Genomic DNA, 26,886 nt, shown 5'->3' with positions numbered 1-26,886 from the left:
ACCAAAAGCTTAAGCCGGAATCGCCTTAGCCTTAGGCTCACGATCCCAAACCCGGTGCTGGCCGATCGCGGCAAAAAACGCCTTGAACGCCTTGGCATCCTCGCCAACAATCAGCCCCGCATCCACCTCAAGCTTCAGCAGATCCAGCAATGGCTTCGCATCACTGGCCACCGCAATCGCCTTCAGATGCTTGTACGCCTCCAGCAGGAAGTGCAACGCCACGCCATCACCGCTCAACGCCTTGATCGACTCTTTACCGCCGGGTACGAACACCGCATCAAACGCGATGGACGGCATGCCTTCCATCGACGCATCCACCGGCAAGCTCTTGCCATCGGCCGTCTTCACGGGTGCCGAGGTAGGCCCCAACAGTTTGGCGTGCGCGCCTTGCGCTTCTAGCGCCTTCTTGAGTGCATCAATCGCAGCCCCCTCCACGCCATTCGCCGCCAGAATCGCCACCTTGCGGGTCTTGATATCGCCGGGCAGCAAGTTGGCCTGGCTCAGTGCAGGTGAACGCTCCGGCTTGGTTTTGCGCTCAGGCACCGTGCCTTTGGTCGGCGCAGGCAGGCCCAGGTTGTGTGCCACACGCTTGGCCAGTTCCAGGTCGATATTGGCCAGGATCTCGTTGACCTGACGGGCACGAATAAACTCACGCTCGACCTTGCCCAGCTCAAAGCTGTAAGCCGCAATAATGTGCTCTTGCTCGTGCTTGCTCATGCTGCGGAAGAACAGGCGCGCCTGGGAGAAGTGATCGCTGAACGACTCGCTGCGCTCACGGATCTTGTGAGCATCGATGCGCTCTGGGTAAGACTCGAACCCACCGTCCTGTGCCGCCGGCGGGGTTTCTTTCGGCCAGCCGCCATCAATCGAATTCGGCTCGTAGGACGCGCGCCCCTTGTCGATGGTGCTGCGGTGCATGGCATCGCGCTGGTTGTTATGCAGCGGTGTCACCGGCTGGTTGATCGGCAGTTGGTGAAAGTTCGGGCCACCGAGACGGCTGATCTGCGTATCCGTGTAGGAAAACAGGCGACCTTGCAGCAGCGGGTCGTTGGAAAAGTCGATACCCGGCACGATATGGCCTGGGCAGAACGCGACCTGCTCGACTTCAGCAAAGAAGTTATCCGGGTTGCGGTTCAGCACCATCTTGCCCAGCGGCGTGATCGGTACCAGCTCTTCGGGGATCAGCTTGGTCGGGTCGAGGATATCGAAGTCGAACGAGTGCTCCTTGTCTTCAGGAATCACCTGTACGCCCAGCTCCCACTCAGGGTAATCGCCACTTTCAATCGACTCCCACAAATCGCGGCGGTGGTAGTCGGTATCTTTACCGGCCAGCTTTTGCGCCTCGTCCCACACCAGCGAGCAGGTGCCTGCCGTAGGGCGCCAGTGGAATTTGACGAAGTTGGATTTACCCTCGGCATTCACCAGGCGGAACGTGTGCACACCAAAGCCCTGCATGCTGCGCAGGCTTTTTGGAATGGCACGGTCAGACATGGCCCATATCACCATGTGCGCCGACTCCGGCTGCAGCGAGACAAAATCCCAGAACGTATCGTGAGCCGAGCCACCGGTAGGAATCTCGTTGTGCGGCTCAGGCTTCACCGCGTGCACAAAGTCGGGGAACTTGATCGCGTCCTGAATAAAAAATACCGGCATGTTGTTACCCACCAGATCGAAGTTGCCTTCGTCAGTGAAGAACTTCACGGCAAAGCCGCGCACGTCACGCACCGTATCGCCGGAACCACGCGGGCCCTGCACGGTGGAAAATCGCGCAAATACCGGGGTTTTATGGCCAGGGTCGCGTAGGAAACCGGCCTTGGTCAGCGCCGAATGGTTCTCGTAAGTCTGGAAATAACCATGGGCCCCCGTGCCACGGGCATGCACGATGCGCTCCGGGATTCGCTCATGGTCAAAGTGCGTGATTTTTTCACGCATGATGAAGTCTTCCAGCAGCGAAGGGCCACGGGCGCCGACTTTCAGGGTGTTCTGGTTATCGGAAATCTTGACGCCTTGGTTGGTGCGCAGCGCCTGGCCGGTTGCATCTGAGCGGAATTCCTCCAGGGCCTGCAACTTGGCGTTGGTGTTGCCACGGTCCAGGGTATCGGTGCCCGCGAGCTCACTCTTCGGCGGGGTAGCTGGCTTCTTGGTACTCATCAGACAAAACTCCTTATTCAAATTGGCCAGAGCGGTCCCCGGCTCGTTTGAGCAAAAACCCCAGGCACGGCACCTGGGAAATCGAGTTGCTTAAGTAGTGACTGACGCGGTTTTGCACCGTTCCTTTTTTATGACCTTTGATCGCGTTATTGCCAAATCGCTGGTTGAATGCGAAATAAATGCTAAGAAACGCTATACGGACAGGCTAAAATGCGCGCCCGGCTAACCGCTGATCCCCTTTTCATGCGCCCCACAAGGTTCGCTACGTGATCGAGTTTCATAACGTCCATAAAACCTACCGCGTCGCCGGTAAGGAAATCCCCGCGCTGCATCCCACCAGCCTGCGTGTCGAAAACGGCCAGGTGTTCGGCCTGATTGGCCACTCCGGCGCGGGAAAAAGTACCCTGCTGCGTCTGATCAACCGCCTGGAGCAACCCAGCGGTGGCCAGATCAACGTCGACGGCGAAGAAGTCACCGCCCTGGACGCCAACGGCCTGCGCCGTTTCCGCCAGCAAGTCGGGATGATCTTCCAGCACTTCAACCTGCTCGCGTCCAAGACCGTTGCCGATAACGTGGCGCTGCCACTGACCCTGGCCGGCGAATTGTCGCGCAAGGAAATCGACGTACGCGTGGCTGAATTGCTCGCCCGTGTAGGCCTGTCGGACCACGCCAAGAAGTACCCGGCGCAGTTGTCCGGCGGCCAGAAGCAGCGCGTCGGCATCGCTCGCGCCCTGGCGACCAAGCCGAAAATCCTGCTGTGCGACGAAGCCACCAGCGCCCTCGACCCGCAGACCACCGCCTCGGTGCTGCAACTGCTGGCCGAGATCAACCGCGAGCTGAAGCTGACCATCGTGCTGATCACCCATGAGATGGACGTGATCCGCCGCGTGTGCGACCAAGTGGCCGTGATGGACGCCGGCGTGATCGTCGAGCACGGCTCGGTGGCTGATGTGTTCCTGCACCCCAAGCACCCGACCACCAAGCGCTTCGTGCAAGAAGCCGATCAGATCGACGAAAGCGAGCAGCGCGATGACTTCGCGCACGTGCCGGGCCGCATCGTGCGCCTGACCTTCCAGGGCGAAGCGACCTACGCACCGCTGCTGGGCACCGTCGCCCGCGAAACGGGCGTGGACTACAGCATCCTCGCCGGTCGTATCGACCGCATTAAAGACATTCCCTACGGCCAACTGACCCTCGCCGTGACCGGTGGGGACATGGAAGCTGCCTTTGCCCGCTTTACCGCGGCAGACGTCCACATGGAGGTTCTGCGCTAATGGAAGTCCTGTTGAGTTTCTTCGCCAATATCGACTGGTCCGAAATCTGGCTCGCCACCGGCGACACCATGACCATGCTGTTCGGCTCGCTGTTCTTTACCGTATTGCTCGGCCTGCCGCTGGGCGTGCTGCTGTTCCTGTGCAGCCCGCGCCAACTGTTCGAACAAAAAGGCCTCTACGCACTGCTGTCGCTGATCGTGAACATCCTGCGCTCGCTGCCGTTTATCATTTTGCTGATCGTGATGATCCCGTTTACGGTACTGATCACCGGCACCTCGCTGGGGGTCGCCGGGGCGATTCCACCGCTGGTCGTGGGCGCAACGCCGTTCTTTGCGCGCCTGGTGGAAACCGCCTTGCGTGAAGTGGACCGTGGCATCATCGAAGCCACGCAGTCAATGGGCGCGAGCACGCGCCAGATCATCACCAACGCCCTGTTGCCCGAAGCACGCCCCGGCATTTTCGCGGCGATTACGGTCACGGCGATTACACTGGTTTCCTACACGGCAATGGCCGGTGTCGTAGGCGCCGGTGGCCTGGGTGACCTGGCGATCCGTTTCGGTTACCAGCGTTTCCAGACCGATGTGATGGTGGTCACCGTGGTGATGCTGTTGATCCTGGTGCAAATTCTGCAAACCGTCGGCGACAAGCTGGTGGTGCACTTTTCTCGAAAATAACGGCCATTGCCGGCCAAAAAGCCGGCAAATGCCCGAACAAGGAGCTTGTTGAATGAAAAAACTACTGGTTGCTTTCGCCGCCGTTGCCGCGTTTTCCGCTCACGCCGCCGAGACCCTCAAGGTTGCCGCGTCGCCGGTGCCCCACGCGGAAATCCTGGAATTCGTGAAGCCTGCACTCGCCAAAGAAGGCGTGGATTTGCAGGTCAAAGTCTTCACCGACTACGTGCAGCCGAACGTACAGGTAGCCGAAAAGCGCCTGGACGCCAACTTCTTCCAGCACCAGCCGTACCTGGACGAGTTCAATAAAGCCAAGGGCACTCACCTGGTGAGCGTCGGCGCTGTGCACCTGGAGCCTCTGGGCGCCTACTCCAGCAAATACAAAAAACTCGAAGATCTGCCTGACGGCGCCAACGTGGTGATTCCGAACGACGCCACCAACGGCGGCCGCGCCCTGCTGCTGCTGGCCAAGCACAACCTGATCACCCTGAAGGACCCGACCAACATCCTGTCGACCATCAAGGACATCACCGGTAACCCTAAAAGCCTGAAATTCCGCGAACTGGAAGCCGCCACCCTGCCGCGCGTGCTGACCCAGGTCGACCTGGCACTGATCAACACCAACTACGCCCTGGAAGCCAAGCTGGACCCTTCCAAGGATGCACTGGTGATCGAAGGCAACGACTCGCCTTACGTGAACATCCTGGTGACCCGCGAAGACAACAAGGATTCGGACGCGGTGAAAAAGCTGGTTGCAGCCCTGCACACCCCAGAAGTGAAGAAATTCATCCAAGAGAAGTACAAAGGCGCGATTCTGCCGGCGTTCTGATCAAACTCGATCCTCAACACACCGAAGATCAAAAAATGTGGGAGCGGGCTTGCTCGCGATAGCAGAGCGTCAGTCAGCGAAGATGTTGACTGGCCCACCGCTATCGCAGGCAAGCCAGCTCCCACATTTGTTTTGTGTTGTTGGCTAGATCAGGCCAACACACCTGTCTGCTGTTTACCGCGCAAGGCCGGTATCACCGCATGGGTCAGCCACTGGCGCAGGCAGCGGTTCTCCGGGTAGTAGTGGTAGATGAGCAGCGCGTACACGCCGGACTCGCTGACCATCAAGGTCGGCGCGCACTGGCCGTGGGTGATCAGGGGCACGGCGTGCTGTTGATCGGGGTCGAGTTTGCGCAGTAACGCTGGATTGAGGTGCAGGCCCATCAAGTGGCCGATGTCAGCGGCGCTGAACCAGGGTTGGCTGTCGATCAACACGGCGTGCAGTTGGTGATGGTGGCGGGTGAAGACTTCGGGGGTGATGGGTGGGTCGGGGGTAAGTGCTTGCATTGGGACAACTCCGGGTATGAACAGGAGCTGCCAACGGCCTTCCTACGGGCTTGGGTGGCAGCCATACGCGGGGTAGGAACCGAGTACCCAGGGATCTCAGCCACGTCGAAACGTGCCCGCGCATAGCCGCCGCGACTGATATTACGGGCACAAAAAAAACGCCGCAATCAGACGGTGGCGTTATGACGCCGAGGGTACACAAAAGGGTTCCTACGCCCTGTCACTGAATTGGCAGCGACAGCGCAAAGACTAGCCACCCCAACCGCACCCAACAAGTTCACGCACAGCGCCACAACTTGCAGGAAATGTCCGACGACTCACTATTCAACCCTTGCTCAAAACCCAATGTGGGAGCGGGCTTGCTCGCGAAAGCGGAGTGTCAGTCACCGAATCTGTCGACTGAACCACCGTCTTCGCGAGCAAGCCCGCTCCCACACTTGTTTTGTGTTGCCTGAAAGATCAGTGCAACACACTTGCGTTCAACCCTTGCACAGAACCACTGTGGGAGCTGGCTTGCCTGCGACAGCGTGGGGTCAGTCAGCCTATTAGCCACTGAACTATCGCTATCGCGGGCAAGCCCGCTCCCACACTTGTTTTGTGTTGCCTGAAAGATCAGTGCAACACACTTGCGTTCAACCCTTGCACAAAACCACTGTGGGAGCTGGCTTGCCTGCGATGGCGGTGGGTCAGCAAGTGGGATGCAAGCAGGCCCACCGCTATCGCAGGCAAGCCCGCTCCCACAGGTGATTTGTGTTGTTGGCTGGGTTGGCGATCGGCTTATTTGCGCTGCAGCAGACCTGGCAACTGTGCCACCAGCTTCTGGTTGTTCAACGGCGCACGGATAAACCCACGCTGCGTACCATCCGGGCCGATCAGCGCCAGGTTGCCGCTGTGGTCGACGGTGTAGTTCGGCTTGCTGGTGTCCGCCGGAATAAACGGAATGCTCACCGCATTCGAGACCTTCTGCACATCCTCCACATTCGCGCCGGTCAGGCCTTCGAATTGCGGGTCGAAGTAGCCCAGGTACTGCTTGAGCTGGGTCGGTGTGTCGCGGTTCGGGTCAACGCTGACCAGGATCACCTGCAACTTATCCACCACCTCTTTAGGCAGCTCGCTCTTGATCTGGCGCAGTTGGGCGAGCGTGGTCGGGCAGATGTCCGGGCAGAAGGTGTAGCCGAAGAACAGCAGGCTCCACTTGCCTTTCAACTCGTTGACCACTACCGGCTGGCCGTCCTGGTTGGTCATGGTCACCGGCGGCAACTGGCGGCTTTGCGGCAGCAGGATGATACCGGCGTCGATCAGCGCGGTAGGGTCGCCCTGACCTTTGCTGTTCAGCACTTTGTTGACGGTCAGGCCCATGATCAACGCGACGATGGCCACCAGGATAAAGACGGTTTTTTGAGTTCGAGTCATAGGTTCAACAGTAAGTAGTGGTCTACGAGCAGGGCGATAAACAGCAACAGCAAGTACCCAATAGAGTACTTGAACGTGTTGATCGCCGCGTGCGGCTTGCTGCCACGGTACAGCACCCAGGCCCATTGCAGAAAGCGCCCGCCCAATACCAGCGCACACGCCAGGTACAGCAGGCCGCTCATGTGGATCACATAAGGCATCAGGCTCACCGCCAGCAGGGCGAAGGTGTAAAGCAGGATATGCACCTTGGTGTAATGCTCGCCGTGGGTGACCGGCAGCATCGGAATGTCGGCCTTGGCGTATTCCTCCTTGCGGTGAATGGCCAGGGCCCAAAAATGCGGCGGGGTCCACGCGAAGATGATCAGTACCAGCAGCAGCGGCTCGGCGCTGACATGCCCGGTGACGGCGACCCAACCCAACAGCGGCGGCGCGGCGCCCGCGAGGCCACCGATGACAATGTTTTGCGGGGTCGCACGCTTGAGAAAGCCGGTGTAGATCACCGCATAGCCGAGCAGCGACGCCAGCGTCAGCCAGGCCGCCAGCGGGTTGGTGAACGCCAGTAACAAGGCCAACCCCGCAACGGCTAGAAACAATGCAAAGGCCAATGCCGCCACCGGCGATACCCGCCCTTCTGCCATGGGCCGTTTATGCGTGCGCGCCATCACCGCATCAATCCGTCGATCCACCACATGGTTGACCGCCGCCGCGCCACCGGCGCACAGCGCAATACCCAGGTTGCCGAAAATCAGCACCGTCCACGGCACCCCGGCGCGGGTCGCGAGGAACATGCCCACCAGCGAGGTGATGAGCATCAGCACCACGACTTTCGGCTTGGTCAGCTCCAGGTAGTCACGCCAGATCGCCTGATCGCGACGCGCGCCGATCAAGGTCGCCATGGCATCTCTCCTTTAAGGGTGATGAGGCCCGATACGTGTTTACGGGGGATGAAGCGCCAGCCGAACGGCAGCTGATTGCGCACCCGGACCAGGCTGGTGCGCGCGTGGTAATTGACCAGCACCAGCGTCAGCAACAACGCCGCGCCACCGGCGTTATGGCCGACCGCAACCGGCAGCGGCAGATGAAAGTACACGTTGCTCAGGCCCAAGCCGATTTGCGCCGCCAGGGCGATCAGCAACAGGCCCGCGAGCCGGGTCATGCCCACGGCGCGTAACTGCCAGGCCAGGCCGAACAACACCAGCGTAACCAGCATCGCGCCAACGCGATGGGTCAGGTGAATGGCCGTGCGCGCTTCGCTATCAAGCTGGCCACCGAGGTAATTGGGCCCGATGTGCTGGGTCAGGTGAAAACCGTTGGCAAAGTCCGCCGCCGGCCACCACTCGCCATGACAGGTGGGCAGGTCGATACAGGCCACCGCCGCGTAGTTGGAACTGACCCAACCGCCCAGCGCAATTTGGCCGATCACCAACACCAAACCGGCGGTCGCCCAATATTGCAGGCGCTTGGGCACGATCAACGCCGGCAGCACGCCGGACAGGCGCAACGTCAGCAAAAACAGCAAGCTCAAGGTGGCAAAACCACCGAGCAGATGGCCGGTCACCACTTGCGGCCACAGCTTCAGCGTCACCGTCCACATGCCAAACGCCGCCTGGGCGAACACCACTGCCAACAGGAACAGCGGCAGTTTCACCGGCTGGCCAGGGTCACGCCGATGGCTCCACGAGCGCGCCGCCAGCAGCACGATCAACATGCCCAAGGTGCCGGCAAAGTAGCGATGCGTCATCTCGGCCCACCCCTTGTCGGCCTCCACCGGCGTGTCGGGAAAATGCAGCTCGGCATGGGCCAGTTGGGCTTCGCTTTGCGGCACGCTGATGAAGCCGTAGCAGCCCGGCCAGTCCGGGCAGCCGAGGCCGGCATGGGTCAGCCGGGTGTAGGCGCCGAGCAGCACGACGATCAACGCTAACAAGGTGGCAAACAACGCGAGGCGAAATCCAGGTTTGGCCATGACGATGCCCTTATCCGATGTTCGACAGTTTCAGCAGCAGGCGCAGGTCGTTGAGCAAGTCCTTGCCCTTGACCTTGGCGTCGTAGCGCAGCACCAGGTTGCCGTGGGGGTCGACGATCCACAGTTGCGCGTCGCCGGGCGCGGCGGCGTCCTTGGTGAAGGTCGACAGGTCCAGCGGGTAGCGTTGCAATTGCGGGTATTCGGCCTTGAGCTTGGCGTCGTATTCGGTGCTCACCGGCTGCGCACTGGCCAGGGCATGGCTGGCGCGGGAAGCATCACGGCCCAGGCTGATTTGCAGCTGGCGCGCCAGGTACACCAGTTGCTGGCACTCGGCAGCGCAGGCGGTGGGCGCGGTCACCAGCAGTTGCCAACGATCCTCGTCCGCCTGCACGCCTATGTCGGCGCGGGTCTGGCCGTTGCCGATCATCTCGCCGTGGTAGCTGCGGCTGTCTGGCACCCAGAACTGCAGTTTGTACATGAAGGTGGCCAGCGCCATCGGGCCGATCACCATCATCAGGATCAACATCAGCTGCCAGCGGCCTTTGCGCCGATCGGGTGCCTCAGACGTGCTGGGTGGATTCATGGCCGCTCCCATGGGACTTCTCCTTTTTGTTGTGCCATCCGAGGTAGAGGTAAAGCGCCAGCAGCGCCAACGACATGGCGAACCACTGCACGGCGTAGCCCAAGTGCTTTTCCGGGCCCATGGCGACGATGGGCCAGGTGGTGTCGTACGTACCGGGGCCAGGTTCGGCGCGCAGTTCGTAGGCAAAACCGCTGCGACCCAATTCAGCCCACAGCGCGGCGGGATGCAGCGCGGTGAGCAAACGCGGCCATTGCGTGGTGGCAGGGTCGGCGTGCAGTTGGAAGGTTTCGCCGGGGGCGACGTACACCCAGGCGTCGAGATTCAAAGGTTGCTCGGGGGTCGTAAAGACGGGGGGTGTGCGCCGATCCGGCCACGGCAGCCAGCCGCGATTGAGCAACAGCCACGCACCGCTGGCTTGGTCGTGAAAGGGTTGCAACAGCTCTACACCGGCCCTGCCGTCGCGCATGCGGTTGTCGAGCAACACGCTGTGCTCGGCGTCGAATTGGCCGCGCAGGCGCACGCGGCGAAAAGCCGGGTCGGCCATGTCATTCAGTTGCACGCTGTTCATCGGCTCGGCCACGCGTCGCTCAGCGTAGCTGTCTACCAGCTGCTGTTTTTCATGGCCGCGCGCCAATTGCCAGAACCCCAGGCCCACCATCAACGGCAGCAGCACCAGCACTACCAGCGTCGGCGCGAGCCCTGGGCGAAAGTCTTTTATGGCGCTGGCTATACTGGTTTTCATTGCCCGCCCATCCGAATGGAACCTGACCATGCTCAAAGCAGCCATTGCCCTGATGCTGATCGCGACTGTCGTAAGCCTGTTCAGTGGCTTGTTCTTTCTGGTCAAGGACGAGGGCAACTCCAACCGCCTCGTCACTGCCTTGACCGTGCGTGTCGTACTGGCCGCGATCACCGTGGGGTTAATCGCCTGGGGCTTTTTCAGCGGCCAGCTGGTTTCTCATGCACCGTGGTAAGGCGCCTCAGAGCACATAAACGAAGAAAAACAGCCCGATCCACACCACGTCCACAAAGTGCCAATACCAGCTCGCCGCCTCAAAGCCGAACTGGTGCTCGGCATTGAAATGCCCGCGCAGGATGCGCATCAGCATCACAAACAAAATGATGGTGCCGATGGTCACGTGCGCGCCGTGAAAGCCGGTGAGCATGAAGAAGGTCGCGCCGTACACGCCCGAGCCGAGGGTCAGGCCCAGTTCCTTGTAGGCGTGCATGTACTCTTCGGCCTGGAAGGCCAGGAACGCCCAGCCCAGCAGCACGGTCAGCGCCAGCCAGATTTTCAGCGCGCCACGATGGCCCTTGCGCAAGGCATGGTGGGCGATGGTGATGGTCACGCTGGAGCTGACCAGCAAGATCGTGTTGATCAGCGGCAAGCCCCACGGGCTGATGGTGCCTTCTGGCGCGGGAAACATTTTGGGGTCTGGGTTATTGAGCAACGGCCAGGTGAACTGGAAGTTCGGCCACAGCATGTGCGCGATGCCCTTATGCCCTTCACCGCCCAACCAGGGGCCGGACAGGTGCCGCACATAAAACAGCGCGCCGAAGAACGCGACAAAGAACATCACCTCGGAAAAGATGAACCAGGTCATGCCCCAGCGGAACGAGCGGTCCATCTGCGGGCTGTACAACCCCGCGCGGCTTTCCTTGATGACCGCGCCGAACCATCCGAAGAGCATGTAGGCCAGTAACAGGCCGCCGACGAAAAAGATCCACGGCCCGTGGGATTCCGGGCGCGCCGCCTTCAAGTCGTTGAACCACACCGCCAAACCGTACACGGTGGTCAGCATGCCCAAGGTCGCAATTATTGGCCATTTGCTTTGCGCTGGTACGTAGTACGTATCATGAGCCGACATGTATTCGCTCTCCTGATTAAGCCTGCAAACAGTCGCTAGCCGCCGTTATGTACAGCCACGGGCGGCTGGCGCGCAGTGATGTCAAACAGCGTGTACGCCAGGGTCAAATGCTTCACTTCCTTGGGCATGTCGCGATCGACAATGAAGCGCACCGGCATTTCGATACGCTGACCGGGCTGCAGCACTTGCTGGGTGAAGCAAAAGCATTCGGTCTTGTGGAAGTACATCGCCGCTTCCGCCGGGGAGATGCTCGGCACCGCCTGGGCGGTCATGGCTTTGTCGGTGGGGTTGTAGGCGACGAACAGCATTTCGGTGACCGCACCAGGGTTAACCACCACCTCGTCAGCCTTGGAGTGAAACTCCCAGACCATGTCGATAGCGTTGGTCGACAGGAACTGCACGCGCACCTGGCGCGTAGGGTCGACCACCTGCTCGCCCTCGTACTGCCCGGCGGTCTTGCCGTTGATGCCGAACGCCTTGCACATCACGTCGTAGATCGGCACCAGGGCGAAGCCGAAGGCGAACATCGCCACCACCAGGATCAGCAGGCGGGTGACCAGGCGCTTGATGGGCACGGACTCAAGCATGGCAGCCACCTGAGATGAACTCGGTCAATGTGGGAGCGGGCTTGCTCGCGAATGCGGTAGGCCAGGCACCCTTTGCGGCGACTGACACACCGCTTTCGCGAGCAAGCCCGCTCCCACAGTGGATTTGTGTAGGTACAACGAACCAGGTGTTCACTTGACCTCCGGCGGCGTGGTGAACGTGTGGTACGGCGCAGGCGAAGGAATGCTCCATTCCAGGCCTTCAGCGCCATCCCACGGCTTGGCCGGGGCCGGCGGGCCGCCACGGATGCACTTGATCACGATGAACAGGAAGAAGATCTGTGTAGCGCCGAACATGAACGCGCCGATGGACGAGACCATGTTGAAGTCGGCGAACTGCAGGTTGTAGTCCGGCACCCGGCGCGGCATGCCGGCCAGCCCCACGAAATGCATCGGGAAGAACGCCATGTTCATGCCCACGAAAGACAGCCAGAAGTGCAGCTTGCCCAGGGTTTCGTCGTACATGTGGCCGGTCCATTTCGGCAGCCAGTAGTAGGCCGAGGCGAAGATGCCGAAGATCGCACCGGGCACCAGTACGTAATGGAAGTGCGCCACTACGAAGTAGGTGTCGTGGTACTGGAAGTCCGCCGGGGCAATCGCCAGCATCAGCCCGGAGAAGCCGCCGATGGTGAACAGAATCACGAAGGCCACGGCAAACAGCATCGGCGTCTCGAAGGTCAGCGAGCCTTGCCACATGGTGCTGACCCAGTTGAACACCTTCACGCCCGTGGGCACGGCGATCAGCAGCGTGGCGTACATGAAGAACAACTCGCCCACCAGCGGAATGCCGACCACGAACATGTGGTGTGCCCAGACGATAAACGACAGGAACGCGATGCTCGCGGTGGCGTAGACCATCGAGGTGTAGCCGAACAATGGCTTGCGCGAGAAGGTCGGGATGATCGAGCTGACGGCGCCGAAGGCCGGCAGGATCATGATGTACACCTCGGGGTGGCCGAAGAACCAGAACACGTGCTGGAACAATACGGGGTCACCGCCACCGGCCGCGCTGAAGAAGCTGGTGCCGAAGTGGATATCCATCAACATCATGGTCACGCACCCGGCCAGTACCGGCATCACTGCAATCAGCAGGAACGCGGTGATCAGCCAGGTCCAGACGAACAGCGGCATCTTCATCAGCGTCATGCCGGGGGCCCGCAGGTTGAGGATGGTGGCGACCACGTTGATCGCGCCCATGATCGAACTGATGCCCATCAGGTGGATGGCAAAGATAAAGAACGTCACGCTTTCCGGCGCGTAAGTGGTGGAGAGCGGGGCGTAGAAGGTCCAGCCGAAATTCGGCCCGCCGCCGGGGGTGAACAGGGTCGAGACCAGCAGCAGGAACGCCGCCGGCAGCAGCCAGAAGCTGAAGTTGTTCATGCGCGGCAGGGCCATGTCCGGCGCGCCGATCATCAGCGGGATCATCCAGTTGGCCAGGCCGACGAACGCCGGCATCACCGCACCGAACACCATGATCAGGCCGTGCATGGTGGTCATCTGGTTGAAAAACGCCGGCTGCACGATCTGCAGGCCCGGCTGGAACAGTTCGGCGCGGATCACCATGGCGAACGAGCCGCCCAGCAGGAACATGGTGAAGGCGAACCACAGGTACATCGTGCCGATGTCTTTGTGGTTGGTGGTCAGTACCCAGCGCATCAGGCCTTTGGCGGGGCCGTGGGCATGGTCGGCGTGACCATGGTCATCGATCACAGTGCTCATGGCCGTTCTCCTGCAAACGAGTGGGCGAGGCGGTTCAGGGCATACGCTATGAAGGCAGTCATTTGCTTTCCGCCTGCTTGATGGCCAGCACGTCTTTAGGCGTGACCATGTCGCCTTTGTTGTTGCCCCAGGCATTGCGTTCGTAAGTCACTACGGCGGCGATATCCACTTCCGACAGCTGTTTGCCGAACGCGGCCATGGCGGTGCCGGGCTTGCCGAAGTACACGCGGTGCAGGTGATCTTCCTTGGGCCCGGTGGCAATCGGCGAACCTTTGAGTGCCGGGAACATCGGCGGCAGGCCCTGGCCTTCTGCCTGGTGACAGGCCACGCAGGTGGTGTGATAGATCTTGTCACCGCGCGCCACCAACTCTTCGAGCGTCCACTCTTTGGAGGTCAGCTCCTTGAGCTTGGCGGCCTCAGCCTTGCGCTCGCCAAGCCAGGTGTCGTAGTCGGCCCTGGATTTGACATCCACTACGATGGGCATGAACCCATGGTCCTTGCCGCACAGCTCGGCGCATTGGCCGCGGTAGATGCCGGGCTTCTCGATCCGGGTCCAGGCCTCGTTGATGAACCCAGGAATCGCGTCGCGCTTGACTGCAAACGCCGGCACCCACCAGGAGTGGATCACATCAGCAGCCGTCACCAGGAAACGCACCTTGGCGCCTACCGGCAGCACCAGCGGCTGGTCGACTTCCAGCAGGTAATGCTCGCCTTTGACGGCCTGGTTATGAATCTGCTCGGCGGGCGTGGCCAGGTTGCTGAAGAACTCGACGTCCTGACCCAGGTATTTGTAGTGCCACTTCCATTGGTAGCCCGTAATCTGGATGTCGATATCCGATTCACTGGTGTCGTACATCTTGATCAGCGTCATGGTCGCCGGAATAGCCATGGCCACCAGGATCAGCAAGGGCACCACGGTCCAGAGGATTTCCACGGTCGTACTCTCGTGGAACTTGGCGGCCACCTGGCCCGTGGACCGGCGGTGCATGATCATCGACCAGAACATCGCGCCAAACACGACAATGCCGATCACCACACAAATCCAGAAAATGGTCATGTGCAGGTCAAACACGGCGTGACTGACTTCAGTAGCCCCTGGCGCCATATTCGTTGTCCAGGCGGCTTGCGCCTGGCCGAATACTGACCACAACAGTAGGCCCATCCAAACATGTGGATGTCGCGTCATTGCGGGTTCCCCTTTATGTTTCTTGTTATCCCGCCGGTTTGCACCTGCGGCGAAGGGAGCGGCTTCCATACTGCTTACAACCGCCAAGCCTTGCCTGCTTCATGCAGTTGGGCGTCATCAGCTAATTGCGTACAAAACCGAGTATAGACAGCCGCACCAACCCCGCAATGTGTAGGGGCAAATGAGCAAAAACAGACGGGCGGGCCTAATAAAGCCGGGGGCGGAAACGTTTATCCGACGAGCGATGGCATTTCGATATAACGCCTGCGCATAACCATGAAATAATTATGACAAATGCGTCTTAGGTGCTCGTATAAACGAGCTACCTTATCTTCTCCCTTTTCCTACGCCTGCTTCACTGGAGCTTTCATGAACACCGCTGCATTGCGCGAGCAGATTTCCCGTGCCCATCAACACGAAGCCAGCACTGGCCAGCTTGCCCAGCAACTGGAAAAACAATTGCCGCACCTGCACTCGGCCATCTCCCTGGCTGACGGTGATCGCAACATTGTCATGACCCGTTTTGTCACCGCCTACATCGAGCTCGTCCCGGACTTGCTGGAAGCCGCCAATGACGTGGCCCGCGAAGCCGGGATCGAAAGCCAGATCAAGCCGGTACTGAAAATCGCCGAGCATTTCTTCCTGCAACCGCCCGCGATTCTGGCCGGCCATGAAGGCCTCGACGGGCTGCTGGACGAGGCCTACCTGGCCCATCGTTTGGTGGAGGAAGTCAACGATCTGTATATCAAGCATTTCGGCCAACCGTTGATTCCGGCGGATACCACTGTGGCCAACGTGATTGCCCACCAACTGATCGGTGAAGCATTCGCCAACCAGCTGGATGAAGCCGTGCACTTGGCGGTGGATGAAATGCTCAACGAAGACAGCTTTGCGCTGGAGTCGGTCGAGGCGTATCGCGAGACGCTCAAGAGCCCGAACACGGAAGCGGCGTGGAAGCGCTGGCCGTGCCTGTCGCGGCAATTGGGGGTTGAGTTGGCGCTGGATCAGCCTGCTTAAACTTGCGACCTGATACAGATCACATGTGGGAGCGGGCTTGCCCGCGATGAGGGCGTGTCAGTCAGCCAATGTGTTGACTGACACGCCCTCATCGCGGGCAAGCCCGGCTCCCACAGTGTTTTGTGGTGTTCAGACAGGCGCCGAACCGATTCCCACTGTCGTGCGCACCCGGCCTTCCAGCCGGCGCTTCAACCCCCGCGCCTCAATCACCAGCCTGGAGCCTTTGGCCGCATTGGCCCGCCCCCATTCCTCGAGCAATTCCAGGCACGAATGGTCGATGTAACTCAGGTTACTCAGCGGCACATGCAACGTGGTCCCCGCAGGCACCGTCGACAGCACCTGGGTCAACGCCGGGACTTTCAAAAAGGTCGCCGCACCGGTCAAGCGCAACTCCATCTCACCGTCCTGAGGCAGGTCGATCAGGCTGACTTTCAGTCGCGAAGCCTTGAAGGCCAGCTTCACCAATGTGAGCCCGAAGCCCACCAGCACACCAGTGAGCAGGTCGGTAAAGATGATCGCCAGCGCCGTCGCGGCATAGGTGAACATCGGCATCCGCCCATAGCGGCCCAACGCCCGGAACGCCTTTACGTCCACCAGCTTGATCCCGGTGTACACCAGCACGCCCGCCAGGCTCGCCACCGGAATGCTTTGCAGCACACTCGACAGCAGCAGCACGAACCCCAACAGCCACAGGCCATGGAACATCGCTGACAACCGCGTGGTAGCGCCGGCCTGCACATTGGCAGAGCTGCGCACGATCACGCCGGTCATCGGCAGGGCACCCACCAGGCCGCATAGCATGTTGCCCACACCTTGAGCAGACAATTCCTTGTCGAAATCAGAACGCTGACCGCTGTGCATACGGTCCACCGCTGCGGCGGACAGCAGGGTTTCGGCGCTGGCAATAAACGCTACGGCGAACGCGGCGATCAACAGCTGTGGATCAGCCAGGTTGAGGAGGTCACTGGGGCGCAACCAGTCGATCGCGTCAGCGAGGTTTTCCGGGACTTCCACGCGCTTGACCTGCAACGCCAGCACCAGGCTGGTGACCGTCGCCAGGCCCACGCCCAACAAGGCACCCGGCACGAAGCGTAGTGCGTGCGGACGGAATTTGTCCCACAGGTACATCACCAGCATCGTCGACAGCCCCAGCAAACCGGCCTGCCAGCCGAGGCCACCGCCAAGGGTCGGAATGGCTTCGACCAATGCGGCCGGGAAGCCCGCCAGGTTATCCAGCCCTGAAGGTTTGGGGGCGCCGTCAAGCATCACATGGACCTGGGACAGCACAATCAGCACGCCGATCCCCGCCAGCATGCCGTACACCACGGCCGGGGCCGTGACCCGGAACCAACAGCCCAGGCGCAAGCGCCCCGCCACCAGTTGCAGGAAACCCGCCAGCAGCAGGATCGGCCCGAGCATCATCATGCCGTGCTGGCGCACCAACTCGAACACCAACACCGCCAAACCCGCTGCCGGGCCGCTGACCTGCAGCGGCGAACCCGCCAACCAGCCCACTACCAGCCCACCGATAATCCCGGTGATCAGCCCTTTGGCCGGCGGCATACCGGAAGCAATCGCAATGCCCATGCACAAGGGCAGGGCGACCAGAAACACAACCACGGACGCGAGCAGCTCCCGTGGCAATACAGCTTTCAATTGAGCAGCACGCATGATGACTCTCCCGAGGCATTCGCCGGGCGCGGCAAAGCCTGGCTGCATCCATGGCAGCCACCGCTTTACCCGGCAGGGAAGTGTTTTAGAAGCGCGCTTTAGGCGTCGCGCAAGGGATTGGCCCGTCGCCGCTCAGCGGTCGGAACGCCGCCTGGTCAGCGTCGTATGCGCGAATTTCGCTGGTCTCGATGTTGTAGATCCAGCCATGGATAAACAAATGACCATTGGCCATGCGCGAAGCCACGGAAGGGTGGGTGCGCAAATGTTGCAACTGGGCGATGACGTTTTCTTCGGTCAGCACCTTCATGCTTTCGCCTTCATTGGCGCAGTCGCAGTTGTCCTCGACCATGGACTTGGCGACCTCGGCGTGGCGCAACCAGGCCCGCACCGTCGGCATCTTCTCCAGGCTCTGGGGGTTGAGCACTGCGCGCATGGCGCCGCAATCGGAATGCCCGCACACGATGATGTGCTGCACGCCCAGGGCAAGTACCGCGTACTCGATGGCCGTGGAAACACCACCATTCATCTGGCCGTAAGGCGGCACCACGTTACCCACGTTACGGGTCACGAACAGGTCGCCGGGCGAGCTTTGGGTAATCAGCTCGGGCACGATGCGTGAGTCGGCGCAGGTAATGAACATTGCGCGCGGGCTCTGGGCTGTGGCGAGTTTCTTGAAGAGTTCTTCCTGCTGAGGGAAGACGTCGTGATGGAAATGCAAAAAGCCGTCAACGATGTGCTTTAGCGCTGCATCGGCGGTTTCCGCCACCTGAGGGGCTGAAGCCGACGCAGCCAACGGCTGTTTATCCTTGTCACTCATGATTCATCCTCTTGATTAATGCAGGGTGAGTGTTCAGGTCTATTCGACGCCCAGCCTTTGAAATAGTTAGCAAACTACACAAACCGAGGCGCCGACTCATCAGTCACTCGCTGAACAAGGTAACCGTCGAAACTTAACTCAAACTGAATGAACCGCTCTAGATCGAGGGTTTCGCTGATGTCAAAACGCGACTATTCCTACAGAAATAATGCGTTCTTCCTCGTCAGTCTACAACAATGCCATTTGCCTGCCAGGCGGGCAAAACGCCGAACAATCCAGGTTAAAACCCTCCCGGCGATTGAGCCCCAGCCGCTTGATCGCCTTGCTGAAGCGCTGCGCCAACAAATCAGCAAACGGCCCCTCGCCGCGCATGCGCACACCGAAGCGGCTGTCGTACACCTCACCCCCACGTACCTGCCGCACCAGGCTCATCACATGGGCCGCACGCTGCGGGTAATGCGCCGCCAGCCACTCCTCGAATAACGGCGCCACTTCCAATGGCAAGCGCAGCATCATATACGCCGCACTCTGCGCACCCGCCGCGTGAGCTTCGGTCAGCAGGCTTTCCAGTTCACTGTCGTTGATCATCGGAATCATCGGTGAACACAGCACACCCACTGGTATGCCTGCCTCACGCATCACTCGGATCGCCCGCAATCGCGCCTTGGGCGCCGCCGTGCGCGGCTCCAGGATGCGCTTGAGCTCGTCGTCCAGGCTGGTGAGGCTGATCATCACCGCCACCAGACGTTGGCGCGCCAATTCAGTGAGCAAATCGAGATCGCGCAGGATCAGCGAGCCCTTGGTGATGATCGTCACCGGGTGCCGATAACGCAGCAGCACTTCGAGGGTCTGCCGGGTGATCTTGTATTCGCGCTCGATAGGCTGGTACGGGTCGGTATTGGAGCCCAGATTGATCGGTGCACACACATAGCCCGGCTTCGACAGCTGCTGTTCGAGCACGTCGGCGGCATTGGTTTTGGCGATCAGTTTGGTTTCGAAGTCCAGCCCCGGCGACATGTCCCAATAGGCATGGCTGGGCCGCGCATAGCAGTAGATGCAACCATGCTCGCAACCGCGATAAGGGTTGATCGAGCGATCGAAGGGCAAGTCCGGCGAGTTGTTGCGGGTGATGATGCTCTTGGCCGTCTCGATACGCACTTCGGTGCCCTGGGTCGGCGGCACTTCCTGAAACCAGCCGTCGTCCTCGACCACGCTGGTGGTCGGCGCAAAACGGTTGTGCAGGTTGGTGGCCGTGCCCCGGCCACGGGGCGGCAGCGGAGTAGACATGAAAACGCCTCGATACTGTTTTTATATACAGTATCGAGGCGCGGGGGTTCTGACCAGTGCCGTTTGGCGGTCAGGGCAGGATCAGTGCTTTTGCGTTACCTGCCCCAGGTCATCGCCCGAGGTGGTGCGCATATCACTCTTGCGCAGGTCCGCCACGTCACTGGCTTTCACGGGCGCGCCTTTGTTGCCCCAGCTGCCGCGAACAAAGCTGACGACATCCGCCACTTCCTGGTCCGACAAACGCCAGGCAAAAGCCGGCATGGTGAATGTAGACGGCGCCGTATGAGTTGCGGGCAAGGTTCCACCGTTCAACACAATGTTGATCAACGACGTGGCATCCGCCGTCTGCAACACCGGGTTACCCGCCAGTGCCGGGAACACCCGCGTATAACCATGGCCGTCCGTACGGTGGCAGGCGGCGCAGTTGTCGATATACACCGACGCGCCCGGCTTGCTGTCATCGCCTTTCCACAGCGCCTCGGCCACCTGCTTATCGTACTGATGCGGCTGATCCTTGGGATCGACCGCCGGCAGGCTTTTGAGGTAACGGGCAATAGCGGTCAAGTCGTCCTGCGACATGTACTGCATGCTGTGCACGACAACATCACTCATGCCGCCAAACACCGCGCTGCGGTCACTGCGACCGGTCTTGAGGAACTGCACCAGTTGCTCCTCGCTCCAGCTACCGAGGCCGTCCCTGTGGTCGCCACGCAGGCTTTTCGCGATCCAGCCTTCCAACGGCGCGCTGCCGGACAGGAAGGCAGCGCCGTCAGTGGCACTCAGGGCTTTTTCCTGCATGGTCAGCGCGCGCGGCGTGTGGCAGGCGCCACAGTGGCCGAGGCCTTCAACCAGGTAGGCGCCACGGCTGATCACCGGGTCGGCGGCGACCTGTGCCGGATGCTCCTCAACCGTCGGTGCAAACATCCAGCGCCAGGCCGCCAACGGCCAACGCATGCTCAAGGGCCATGGAATGTCACTGTCCTTGTTCTCTTGGGCGACCGGCTCAACACCTTTCATGAAGTACGCATACAACGCCTGCATATCGCTGTCGCTGACGCGCGCGTAGGACGGATACGGCATCGCCGGGTAAAGCGTACTACCGTTCTTGGCGACACCATGGCGCACGGCCTTGTCGAAGTCTTCGAAGCTGTAGTCGCCCAGGCCCGTCTTGTCCGGGGTGATGTTGGTGGAATAGATCACGCCGATGGGCGTTTCCATCGGCAGGCCGCCAGCGAACGGCTTGCCGCCCTTGGCGGTGTGGCAGGCCACACAGTCACCCGCGCGGGCCAGGTATTCGCCCTGCTTGATCAAGTCGGTTTCGGCGGCGCTTACCGAGCAACTGCTGAGCAACGCCAGGGTGGCGATAACGAGTGCTTTCATGGTCATCGCTCCTTATGCCTGAACCAGTGGGCCGGGATTCTTGAGGTACTGCTCGCGGATCGCCCGCGCCGACCAGTAGGTCAACGCCGCCACCAGGCCGGTAGGGTTGTAACCCAAGCCTTGTGGGAAAGCGGACGCGCCCGGGACAAACACGTTGTGCACATCCCAGCTCTGCAGGTAGCGGTTCAGCGCGCTGGTTTTCGGGTCGGTGCCCATGATCGCGCCGCCGTTGAGGTGAGTGGTCTGGTAGGCCGCAGTGTTGAATTGCTCTCCGACCTTTTTGCCCAGCACGGCAATGGCCTTGGGGTTCATCGCTTGGGCGACCTTGCCCATTTTCTCCATCATGAAACGGTTCATCTTGATGTCGTTTTCCTGCCAGTCGAACGTCATCCGCAGCAATGGCAGACCGTAGGCATCGCGGTACACCGGGTCCAGGTCCAGGTAGTTGGCCCGGTAGGATTGATGCGCGCCGTGGGAGTCCATCGACACCTGGTGGGTGTAGTAATCGGCGGTGGCGCGTTTCCAGGCACTGCCCCACGCGGGGGTGCCCGGCGGGTTGGACGTACCGGCGATCGGCCGGCTGCCAGCCTGGTTGACCCACATCGGCGAGCCCCCCACAAAGCCGTGCGGCCCGTGGTCGAAGTTATCCGCGTTGAAGTCATCAATGGCCACGCCATTGCCGCCCGCACCGATGAAGTTGTTGGTGTGGGTGTCCTTGTCGAAGAAGGCCTTGATGGTGCCCATGTTCTGGTAGGCGAAGTTCCTGCCCACCACACCCTCATTGGTAATCGGGTCGTAGGGCTTGCCGATACCCGACAGCAGCATCAGGCGTACGTTGTTGAACTGGAAGGAGCCGATGATGACCAGATCCGCCGGTTGCTCGCATTCCCGCCCCTGGCCGTCGATATAGGTCACGCCGGTGGCCTTGCTCTTGGTGCTGTCGAGGTTGACCTTGAGCACGTGGGAATTGGGCCGCAGCTCGAAGTTCGGCACCTGGCGCAGTGCTGGCAGAATGTTTACGTTTGGCGAGGCCTTGGAATACATGTAGCACACGTAACCGCTGCAGAACCCGCAGAAGTTGCACGGGCCCATCTGCGCGCCGTAGGGGTTGGTGTACGGCCCCGAGGTATTGGCCGACGGCAGGTTGTAGGGTTTGTAACCGACCTCGGTAGCCGCCTTCTGAAACAGCTGTGCGGACACGGTGTTTTTCTGCGACTCCAACGGGAACGGGTTGGAGCGATCCGGTGCATATGGGTTGCCGCCACGGCCTTCGCCCACCACCTGACCTTTTACGGTCCAGGCCTGGCCGGAGGTGCCGAAGACTTTTTCCGCGTAGTCGAAAAACGGCTCCAATTCTTCGTAGCTCACACCGAAGTCCTGGATGGTCATGTCTTTGGGAATGAAATTTTTGCCGTAGCGCTCTTCATAGTGGCTACGCATGCGCAGCTCGATAGGGTCGACGCGAAAATGCACGCCCGACCAGTGCAGGCCCGCGCCGCCCACGCCATTGCCCGGCAGGAACGCGCCCAATTGGCGGTTGGGCAAGGCAACATCATTCACGCTATGGCGAATGGTCACCGTCTCCTTGGAGATGTCCTGAAAGAGTTTTTTACGCACGCTGTAGGTCAGTTCGTCGATGACCTGCGGATAGTTGCCGTCGGGGTAGGTGTCCTGCATCGGGCCGCGCTCCAGCGCTACCACGTTGAGGCCTGCTTCGGTCAGTTCCTTGGCCATGATCGCGCCGGTCCAGCCGAAACCCACGATCACCGCGTCCACTTTCTTCATGATGGTCGCCACGTTTATGCCCTCTCGCCGCGAATGGAAACAGCCGGGAAGGGGTATTGCTCGTTGCGTTCAACCCAGTCCATGAAATCGGCGCGGGCGCCGGGGAAGCCGATCATCGTCCAGCCGACCATGCCTTTATTGCCGCCGTGGATCGGGTCGCAGAAAAACCCTTCCTTGGTGTTTTGCAGCAGCAGGTTGAAAAACATCTTTGCCGGCACGGCTTCGAAATGCGCCGTCATTTCACTGCCGCCAGCCTCCATGCGCCGCAGCATGTCGTCCTGGGTAGCGCTGTCTTGCGCGGCAAAAGCCTTGCCATTGAACGCCTTCGACCAGGCATCCGTCGCGGCAATGCCCAGGCGATAGATGTCCTTGGGTACCAGTTTGCTCTGCCAGCCCATCTCCGGCGCCGCATCGGCGTTAAACGGGCCTTGCATGAACCACAGCGCGCCCGCGGCATACGGCGTGTTCATCTGACGGTCGATGTATTCCGGCGCGCCGGCTTCCAGGGCGCCAGGGCCTTGGGCGTCAGCGGGAATCAGGCGGGCGACGGCCGCGTTGATAAACGCCCACTCTTCGGCAGTGAAATAGCTCGGCTCATAGGCTTTGTCGCTGACGGGCGGCTTGGCAGGAGCGGCCTGAACCGGCTCCGGCGTGGCCATCAATATCGAGCCGCCTAGGCCCGTACTGGCAACCGTGACCACCGGGATCAAGGTCAAGGATTTGCGCAAAAAGTCACGCCGGGGGTTGTCTTGATCTTGATCAGACATGGGTGCACCTCATCATGTGGTCACGGGTTGATCAGCCGCTTCTGAGAGCAGCGTGAAGGCTTGCCGAGCAAATAGGATCCAATGGGCTAGAGCAGACTGGCAAACAATAGTTACAAATGATAGCAGGCTAAGAATTGAGAAGAATCGATTAAGCGAGAAAAACACCGGATCAGGTCGGGTATTCACGATTCTTTGACGAGTACCTCACGCCGCGTTGACCCCTCGCAGGCGAATCTGTGGCCCATCAGCCATTTCCCTATTCGGTCCCAATGCGCATGTTCACAATTCGTTTGCTGCCTGCCCTCGGCCTGGCGTTCATGGCTTTGCTCAGCACGCTCCAGGCCCAAGCCGACGAGGCCACGTCCCTGCGCTCAGCAGAATGGGCCCAGCCTGTGGGCGACCAATTCAATCTGCACCAGATGACGCCGACGCTGTATCGCAGCGCATTGCCAGACAGCAGTGCAGTGCCCGTATTGGAAAAACTCAAGATCGGCACGGTGATCAACTTTTTGCCGGAATCTGATGCGGCATGGCTGAAGACATCTGATATCAAACAGGTGCAGCTGACTTATCGCACTAACCACGTCGACGATTCCGACGTGCTGGCGGCGCTCAGGGCCATCCAGCAAGCAGAAGCCAACGGCCCGGTGCTGATGCACTGCAAACACGGCTCCGACCGCACTGGCCTGATGGCCGCGATGTATCGGGTGGTGATTCAGGGGTGGAGCAAAGAAGACGCGCTGAACGAGATGACCTTGGGCGGTTTCGGCACCAGTAACGGCTTCAAGGACGGCGTTCGCTACATGATGAAAGCCGATATCGACAAGTTGCGTACAGCCTTGGCGAATGGCGATTGCAGCACCAGCGCGTTTGCCCTGTGCTCGATGAACAGTTGGCTCAACACGGCCACCAGCAGCCGTGTTGAGCCAAAGAAAGATGCTGAATTAGTGCTCACACCCTAAGAACGGGTATCAGTCTTTTTTCAGCTTGGGATTGGGGAAAAACTGCACGGCCTGCACCTTCGGGTCCGGCGCTTTCAACGCCGATGTATTGACCCGCGTGCCCAACTCCTTGGGCACCGACAAACCTTGATCATTGAGCGTGTCGGTATAACCGCAGGCCACACACTCACGGTGCGGCACGCTGTCCTCGGTCCACATCTTCAACTTGTCCGGCTCGCTGCACGCCGGGCAAACCGCCCCGGCGATAAATTGCTTTTTGGTAATCACAGGCCCTTCACTCATGCTGCCGCGTCCTCACTCAGGCCGCTGTGGCGCAAGAGTGCGTCAATCGACGGCGCACGTCCGCGGAAGTCGACGAACAGCACCATCGGCGCCTGGGAACCACCCCGCGCCAGAATCGCTTCGCGGAATGCACGGCCGGTTTCAGCGTTGAGCACACCGTCTTCCTCGAACTTGGAGAAGGCATCCGCCGACAACACTTCAGCCCATTTGTAGCTGTAATAACCCGCCGCGTAACCGCCGGCGAAGATGTGCGCAAAGCTGTTAGGGAAACGGTTGTAGGCCGGTGGACGCATGACCGAGACCTCATCGCGCACGCCTTCAAGCACTTGCGCCACGGTGCGACCATCGCCATGGGTGGCGTGCAACTCGAAGTCGAACAGCGAGAACTCCAGCTGGCGCACCATCATCAGGCCGGACTGGAAGTTCTTCGCCGCCAGCATTTTTTCCAGCAGGTCCTGTGGCAGCGGTTCACCGGTTTCATAGTGGCCGGAGATCAGCGCCAGGCCTTCCGGCTCCCAGCACCAGTTCTCCATGAACTGGCTCGGCAATTCCACTGCATCCCAGGCCACGCCGTTGATGCCGGACACGCCCGCGTGTTCAACGCGGGTCAGCAGGTGGTGCAAGCCGTGGCCGAATTCGTGGAACAGCGTGGTGACTTCATCGTGGGTCAGCAAGGCAGGCTTGCCGCTGTCAGCCGGGGTGAAGTTGCACACCAGGTTAGCCACCGGGCTTTGCAATACGCCGTCTATCGTGCGGCGACGGTCGCGCGCGCCATCCATCCAGGCACCGCCCCGCTTGTTGGCGCGGGCGTACAGGTCGAAGAAGAAACGCCCGACGTGCTGGCCGTTTTCCTTGATTTCAAACAGGCGAACATCCGGGTGCCAGGTGTCGAAGCCTTTTTGCTCGGCGATTTCGATGCCGTACAGGCGCTGGACGATGGCAAACAGCCCGCCGAGCACTTTGTCGATCGGAAAGTAGGCGCGCAGGGCTTCCTGGGAAACGCTGTAGCGTTGCTCGCGCAGTTTTTCACCGTAGAAACCGCTGTCCCAGCTTTGCAGGTCGGCGCAGCCTTGTTCGGCGGCGTAGGCCTTGAGCTGTTGCAGGTCCTGAGCGGCAAACGGCTTGCTGCGCTTGGCCAGGTCACGCAGGAAGCTCAGTACCTGATCGCTGGAATCAGCCATTTTGGTGGCCAGGCTCAGCTCGGAGAACGATGCATAGCCCAATAGCTTGGCCAGTTCCTGACGCAGATCGAGGATCTGCTCCATCACCGGGCCGTTATCGTTCTGACCGGCATTCGGGCCTTGGTCCGACGCACGAGTGCAGTAGGCCGCGTAGATTTCTTCACGCAGGGCGCGGTCCTGGGCGTAGGTCATCACCGCGTAGTAGCTCGGAAATTCGAGGGTGATCAGCCAGCCGTCGAGGCCTTTGGCCTGGGCGGCGGCAGCCATTTGCGCCTTGGCGGAGTCGGTCAGGCCGGTGAGAGTGGCTTCATCGGTGACGTGTTTGGTCCAGGCCTGGGTCGCATCCAGCAGTTGGTTGGAAAATTTGCTGCCCAGTTCGGAAAGCTTGCTTTGCACTTCGGCGTAACGCTTTTGCTGTTCGGGCGGCAAATCGATACCCGACAGACGGAAGTCGCGCAGGGCGTGTTCCAGGATAGTTTTTTGCGCCACATCGAAGCCGGCCGCTTCGGGGCTGTTGGCCAGGGCTTCGAAGGCCTGGAACAGTGCGCGGTTCTGGCCCATCTCGGTGGAGTAGGCACTCAACGCAGGCAGGCAGCCTTCGTAAGCTTCGCGCAGCTCAGCACTGTTGCACACGGCGTTGAGGTGGCTGACCGGGCTCCAGGCGGCGCCCAGGCGGTCATTCAGCTCGTCCATGGCCAGCACCAGACCGGCCCACGTCGGATTTTTGCCCTGGCTTTGCAGGATGCCTTCGATGGCAACGCGGTTGTCGGCGAGGATCTGTTCGATGGCCGGCTGCACGTGCTCGGCACGGATCGCCGAGAACGGCGGCAGGTCGTAGGACTGTAGAAGAGGGTTGTTCGCGCTCACGGTTGACACCTTGGCTGAAGAAACATGTAAGAACAAAGATGGGGCCATCTTAATTACAATCAACGCCCACCGCAGCTATCAGCAGAAGAGAGAGAGGCTATC

General features: G+C 60.5%; 25 protein-coding genes. 6 read left to right on the top strand and 19 right to left on the bottom strand.

Features of this window, described 5'->3' with window-relative positions; translation table 11 throughout:
- Positions 1–9 precede the first annotated feature (9 nt).
- Positions 10–2,154: a catalase HPII gene (katE, locus tag ACLBW8_RS10390; protein ID WP_257784307.1), complete on the bottom strand. Its 2,145-nt coding sequence runs from the start codon at positions 2,152–2,154 to the stop codon at positions 10–12.
- 263 nt (positions 2,155–2,417) lie between these two features.
- On the opposite strand from katE, the gene ACLBW8_RS10385 reads away from it, so the two are divergent.
- The 3 genes from ACLBW8_RS10385 to ACLBW8_RS10375 are packed head-to-tail and all read left to right on the top strand — an operon-like array spanning position 2,418 to position 4,925.
- Complete coding sequence (locus tag ACLBW8_RS10385; protein ID WP_064450045.1) at positions 2,418–3,425, top strand: methionine ABC transporter ATP-binding protein; 1,008 nt, start codon at positions 2,418–2,420, stop codon at positions 3,423–3,425.
- Positions 3,425–4,099: a methionine ABC transporter permease gene (locus tag ACLBW8_RS10380; RefSeq protein WP_064450044.1), complete on the top strand. Its 675-nt coding sequence runs from the start codon at positions 3,425–3,427 to the stop codon at positions 4,097–4,099. The genes ACLBW8_RS10385 and ACLBW8_RS10380 overlap by 1 nt, the downstream gene beginning before the upstream one ends.
- A gap of 52 nt (positions 4,100–4,151) precedes the next feature.
- Positions 4,152–4,925, top strand: a complete 774-nt coding sequence (locus ACLBW8_RS10375; protein ID WP_064450043.1) for a MetQ/NlpA family ABC transporter substrate-binding protein — start codon at positions 4,152–4,154, stop codon at positions 4,923–4,925.
- Between the two features lie 149 nt (positions 4,926–5,074).
- On the opposite strand, the gene ACLBW8_RS10370 is transcribed toward ACLBW8_RS10375, so the two are convergent.
- The 6 genes from ACLBW8_RS10370 to ACLBW8_RS10345 all read right to left on the bottom strand — a co-directional run bounded on the left by ACLBW8_RS10370 (position 5,075) and on the right by ACLBW8_RS10345 (position 10,132).
- Positions 5,075–5,431, bottom strand: a complete 357-nt coding sequence (locus ACLBW8_RS10370; protein ID WP_262666666.1) for a BRO-N domain-containing protein — start codon at positions 5,429–5,431, stop codon at positions 5,075–5,077.
- Positions 5,432–6,208: 777 nt separating this feature from the next.
- On the bottom strand, positions 6,209–6,844 hold the full coding sequence (locus ACLBW8_RS10365; protein WP_064450041.1) for an SCO family protein: 636 nt from the start codon (positions 6,842–6,844) through the stop codon (positions 6,209–6,211).
- Positions 6,841–7,740, bottom strand: a complete 900-nt coding sequence (gene cyoE / locus ACLBW8_RS10360; RefSeq protein WP_221295994.1) for a heme o synthase — start codon at positions 7,738–7,740, stop codon at positions 6,841–6,843. The genes ACLBW8_RS10365 and cyoE overlap by 4 nt, the downstream gene beginning before the upstream one ends.
- Entirely contained in the window at positions 7,728–8,807 is a 1,080-nt protein-coding gene (locus ACLBW8_RS10355; protein WP_221295993.1) for a COX15/CtaA family protein, read from the bottom strand. Before ACLBW8_RS10355 ends, cyoE begins: the two co-directional genes overlap by 13 nt.
- A 10-nt stretch (positions 8,808–8,817) precedes the next feature.
- Positions 8,818–9,402 (bottom strand): hypothetical protein, encoded by a 585-nt coding sequence (locus ACLBW8_RS10350; protein WP_064454831.1) that lies wholly within the window; start codon positions 9,400–9,402, stop codon positions 8,818–8,820.
- Positions 9,368–10,132 carry an SURF1 family protein gene (locus ACLBW8_RS10345; protein ID WP_064450038.1) on the bottom strand — a complete coding sequence of 255 codons (765 nt, stop codon included), beginning with the start codon at positions 10,130–10,132 and terminating at the stop codon, positions 9,368–9,370. Before ACLBW8_RS10345 ends, ACLBW8_RS10350 begins: the two co-directional genes overlap by 35 nt.
- Before the next feature lie 28 nt (positions 10,133–10,160).
- Between ACLBW8_RS10345 and ACLBW8_RS10340 the strand changes: the two genes are divergently transcribed.
- Positions 10,161–10,364, top strand: coding sequence for a twin transmembrane helix small protein (locus tag ACLBW8_RS10340; protein ID WP_016969525.1), 204 nt, complete (start codon positions 10,161–10,163; stop codon positions 10,362–10,364).
- Between the two features lie 6 nt (positions 10,365–10,370).
- Here ACLBW8_RS10340 and ACLBW8_RS10335 read toward each other — a convergent pair whose 3' ends face one another.
- The 4 genes from ACLBW8_RS10335 to coxB form a co-directional block, all read right to left on the bottom strand.
- Positions 10,371–11,258 carry a cytochrome c oxidase subunit 3 gene (locus ACLBW8_RS10335; protein WP_064450037.1) on the bottom strand — a complete coding sequence of 296 codons (888 nt, stop codon included), beginning with the start codon at positions 11,256–11,258 and terminating at the stop codon, positions 10,371–10,373.
- Between the two features lie 35 nt (positions 11,259–11,293).
- The gene (locus tag ACLBW8_RS10330) at positions 11,294–11,845 is read right to left on the bottom strand and encodes a cytochrome c oxidase assembly protein (RefSeq protein WP_064450036.1); all 552 of its coding nucleotides are present in this window, start codon (positions 11,843–11,845) and stop codon (positions 11,294–11,296) included.
- 150 nt (positions 11,846–11,995) lie between these two features.
- Positions 11,996–13,582, bottom strand: coding sequence for a cytochrome c oxidase subunit I (gene ctaD / locus ACLBW8_RS10325; protein ID WP_064450035.1), 1,587 nt, complete (start codon positions 13,580–13,582; stop codon positions 11,996–11,998).
- 58 nt (positions 13,583–13,640) lie between these two features.
- Positions 13,641–14,768, bottom strand: a complete 1,128-nt coding sequence (coxB, locus tag ACLBW8_RS10320) for a cytochrome c oxidase subunit II (protein ID WP_064450034.1) — start codon at positions 14,766–14,768, stop codon at positions 13,641–13,643.
- A gap of 369 nt (positions 14,769–15,137) precedes the next feature.
- Between coxB and ACLBW8_RS10315 the strand changes: the two genes are divergently transcribed.
- The gene (locus ACLBW8_RS10315) at positions 15,138–15,785 is read left to right on the top strand and encodes a hypothetical protein (protein WP_064450033.1); all 648 of its coding nucleotides are present in this window, start codon (positions 15,138–15,140) and stop codon (positions 15,783–15,785) included.
- Between the two features lie 129 nt (positions 15,786–15,914).
- Here the strand turns inward: ACLBW8_RS10315 and ACLBW8_RS10310 are convergent, their stop codons facing one another.
- The 6 genes from ACLBW8_RS10310 to ACLBW8_RS10285 form a co-directional block, all read right to left on the bottom strand.
- Positions 15,915–17,456: a SulP family inorganic anion transporter gene (locus tag ACLBW8_RS10310; protein WP_221295990.1), complete on the bottom strand. Its 1,542-nt coding sequence runs from the start codon at positions 17,454–17,456 to the stop codon at positions 15,915–15,917.
- Positions 17,457–17,541: 85 nt separating this feature from the next.
- The gene (locus ACLBW8_RS10305) at positions 17,542–18,273 is read right to left on the bottom strand and encodes a carbonic anhydrase (RefSeq protein ID WP_447805303.1); all 732 of its coding nucleotides are present in this window, start codon (positions 18,271–18,273) and stop codon (positions 17,542–17,544) included.
- 228 nt (positions 18,274–18,501) lie between these two features.
- The gene (locus ACLBW8_RS10300) at positions 18,502–19,560 is read right to left on the bottom strand and encodes a PA0069 family radical SAM protein (protein WP_447805302.1); all 1,059 of its coding nucleotides are present in this window, start codon (positions 19,558–19,560) and stop codon (positions 18,502–18,504) included.
- A gap of 81 nt (positions 19,561–19,641) precedes the next feature.
- Positions 19,642–20,940, bottom strand: coding sequence for a c-type cytochrome (locus ACLBW8_RS10295; protein WP_447805301.1), 1,299 nt, complete (start codon positions 20,938–20,940; stop codon positions 19,642–19,644).
- Positions 20,941–20,952: 12 nt separating this feature from the next.
- Positions 20,953–22,737, bottom strand: coding sequence for a GMC family oxidoreductase (locus ACLBW8_RS10290; RefSeq protein WP_447805300.1), 1,785 nt, complete (start codon positions 22,735–22,737; stop codon positions 20,953–20,955).
- 2 nt (positions 22,738–22,739) lie between these two features.
- On the bottom strand, positions 22,740–23,492 hold the full coding sequence (locus ACLBW8_RS10285) for a gluconate 2-dehydrogenase subunit 3 family protein (protein WP_447805299.1): 753 nt from the start codon (positions 23,490–23,492) through the stop codon (positions 22,740–22,742).
- Between the two features lie 275 nt (positions 23,493–23,767).
- Between ACLBW8_RS10285 and ACLBW8_RS10280 the strand changes: the two genes are divergently transcribed.
- Positions 23,768–24,454, top strand: a complete 687-nt coding sequence (locus tag ACLBW8_RS10280) for a dual specificity protein phosphatase family protein (RefSeq protein WP_064450026.1) — start codon at positions 23,768–23,770, stop codon at positions 24,452–24,454.
- Positions 24,455–24,463: 9 nt separating this feature from the next.
- Here ACLBW8_RS10280 and ACLBW8_RS10275 read toward each other — a convergent pair whose 3' ends face one another.
- Both ACLBW8_RS10275 and prlC read right to left on the bottom strand, forming a co-directional pair.
- On the bottom strand, positions 24,464–24,736 hold the full coding sequence (locus tag ACLBW8_RS10275; RefSeq protein WP_027608125.1) for a YheV family putative zinc ribbon protein: 273 nt from the start codon (positions 24,734–24,736) through the stop codon (positions 24,464–24,466).
- On the bottom strand, positions 24,733–26,832 hold the full coding sequence (prlC, locus tag ACLBW8_RS10270; protein ID WP_447805298.1) for an oligopeptidase A: 2,100 nt from the start codon (positions 26,830–26,832) through the stop codon (positions 24,733–24,735). The genes ACLBW8_RS10275 and prlC overlap by 4 nt, the downstream gene beginning before the upstream one ends.
- Positions 26,833–26,886 lie beyond the last annotated feature (54 nt).

The organism is Pseudomonas sp. M5A4_2d, assembly GCF_053345295.1.
The sequence above is the reverse complement of the archived record's forward strand: the minus strand, read 5'-3'. Positions and strand labels throughout refer to the sequence as shown.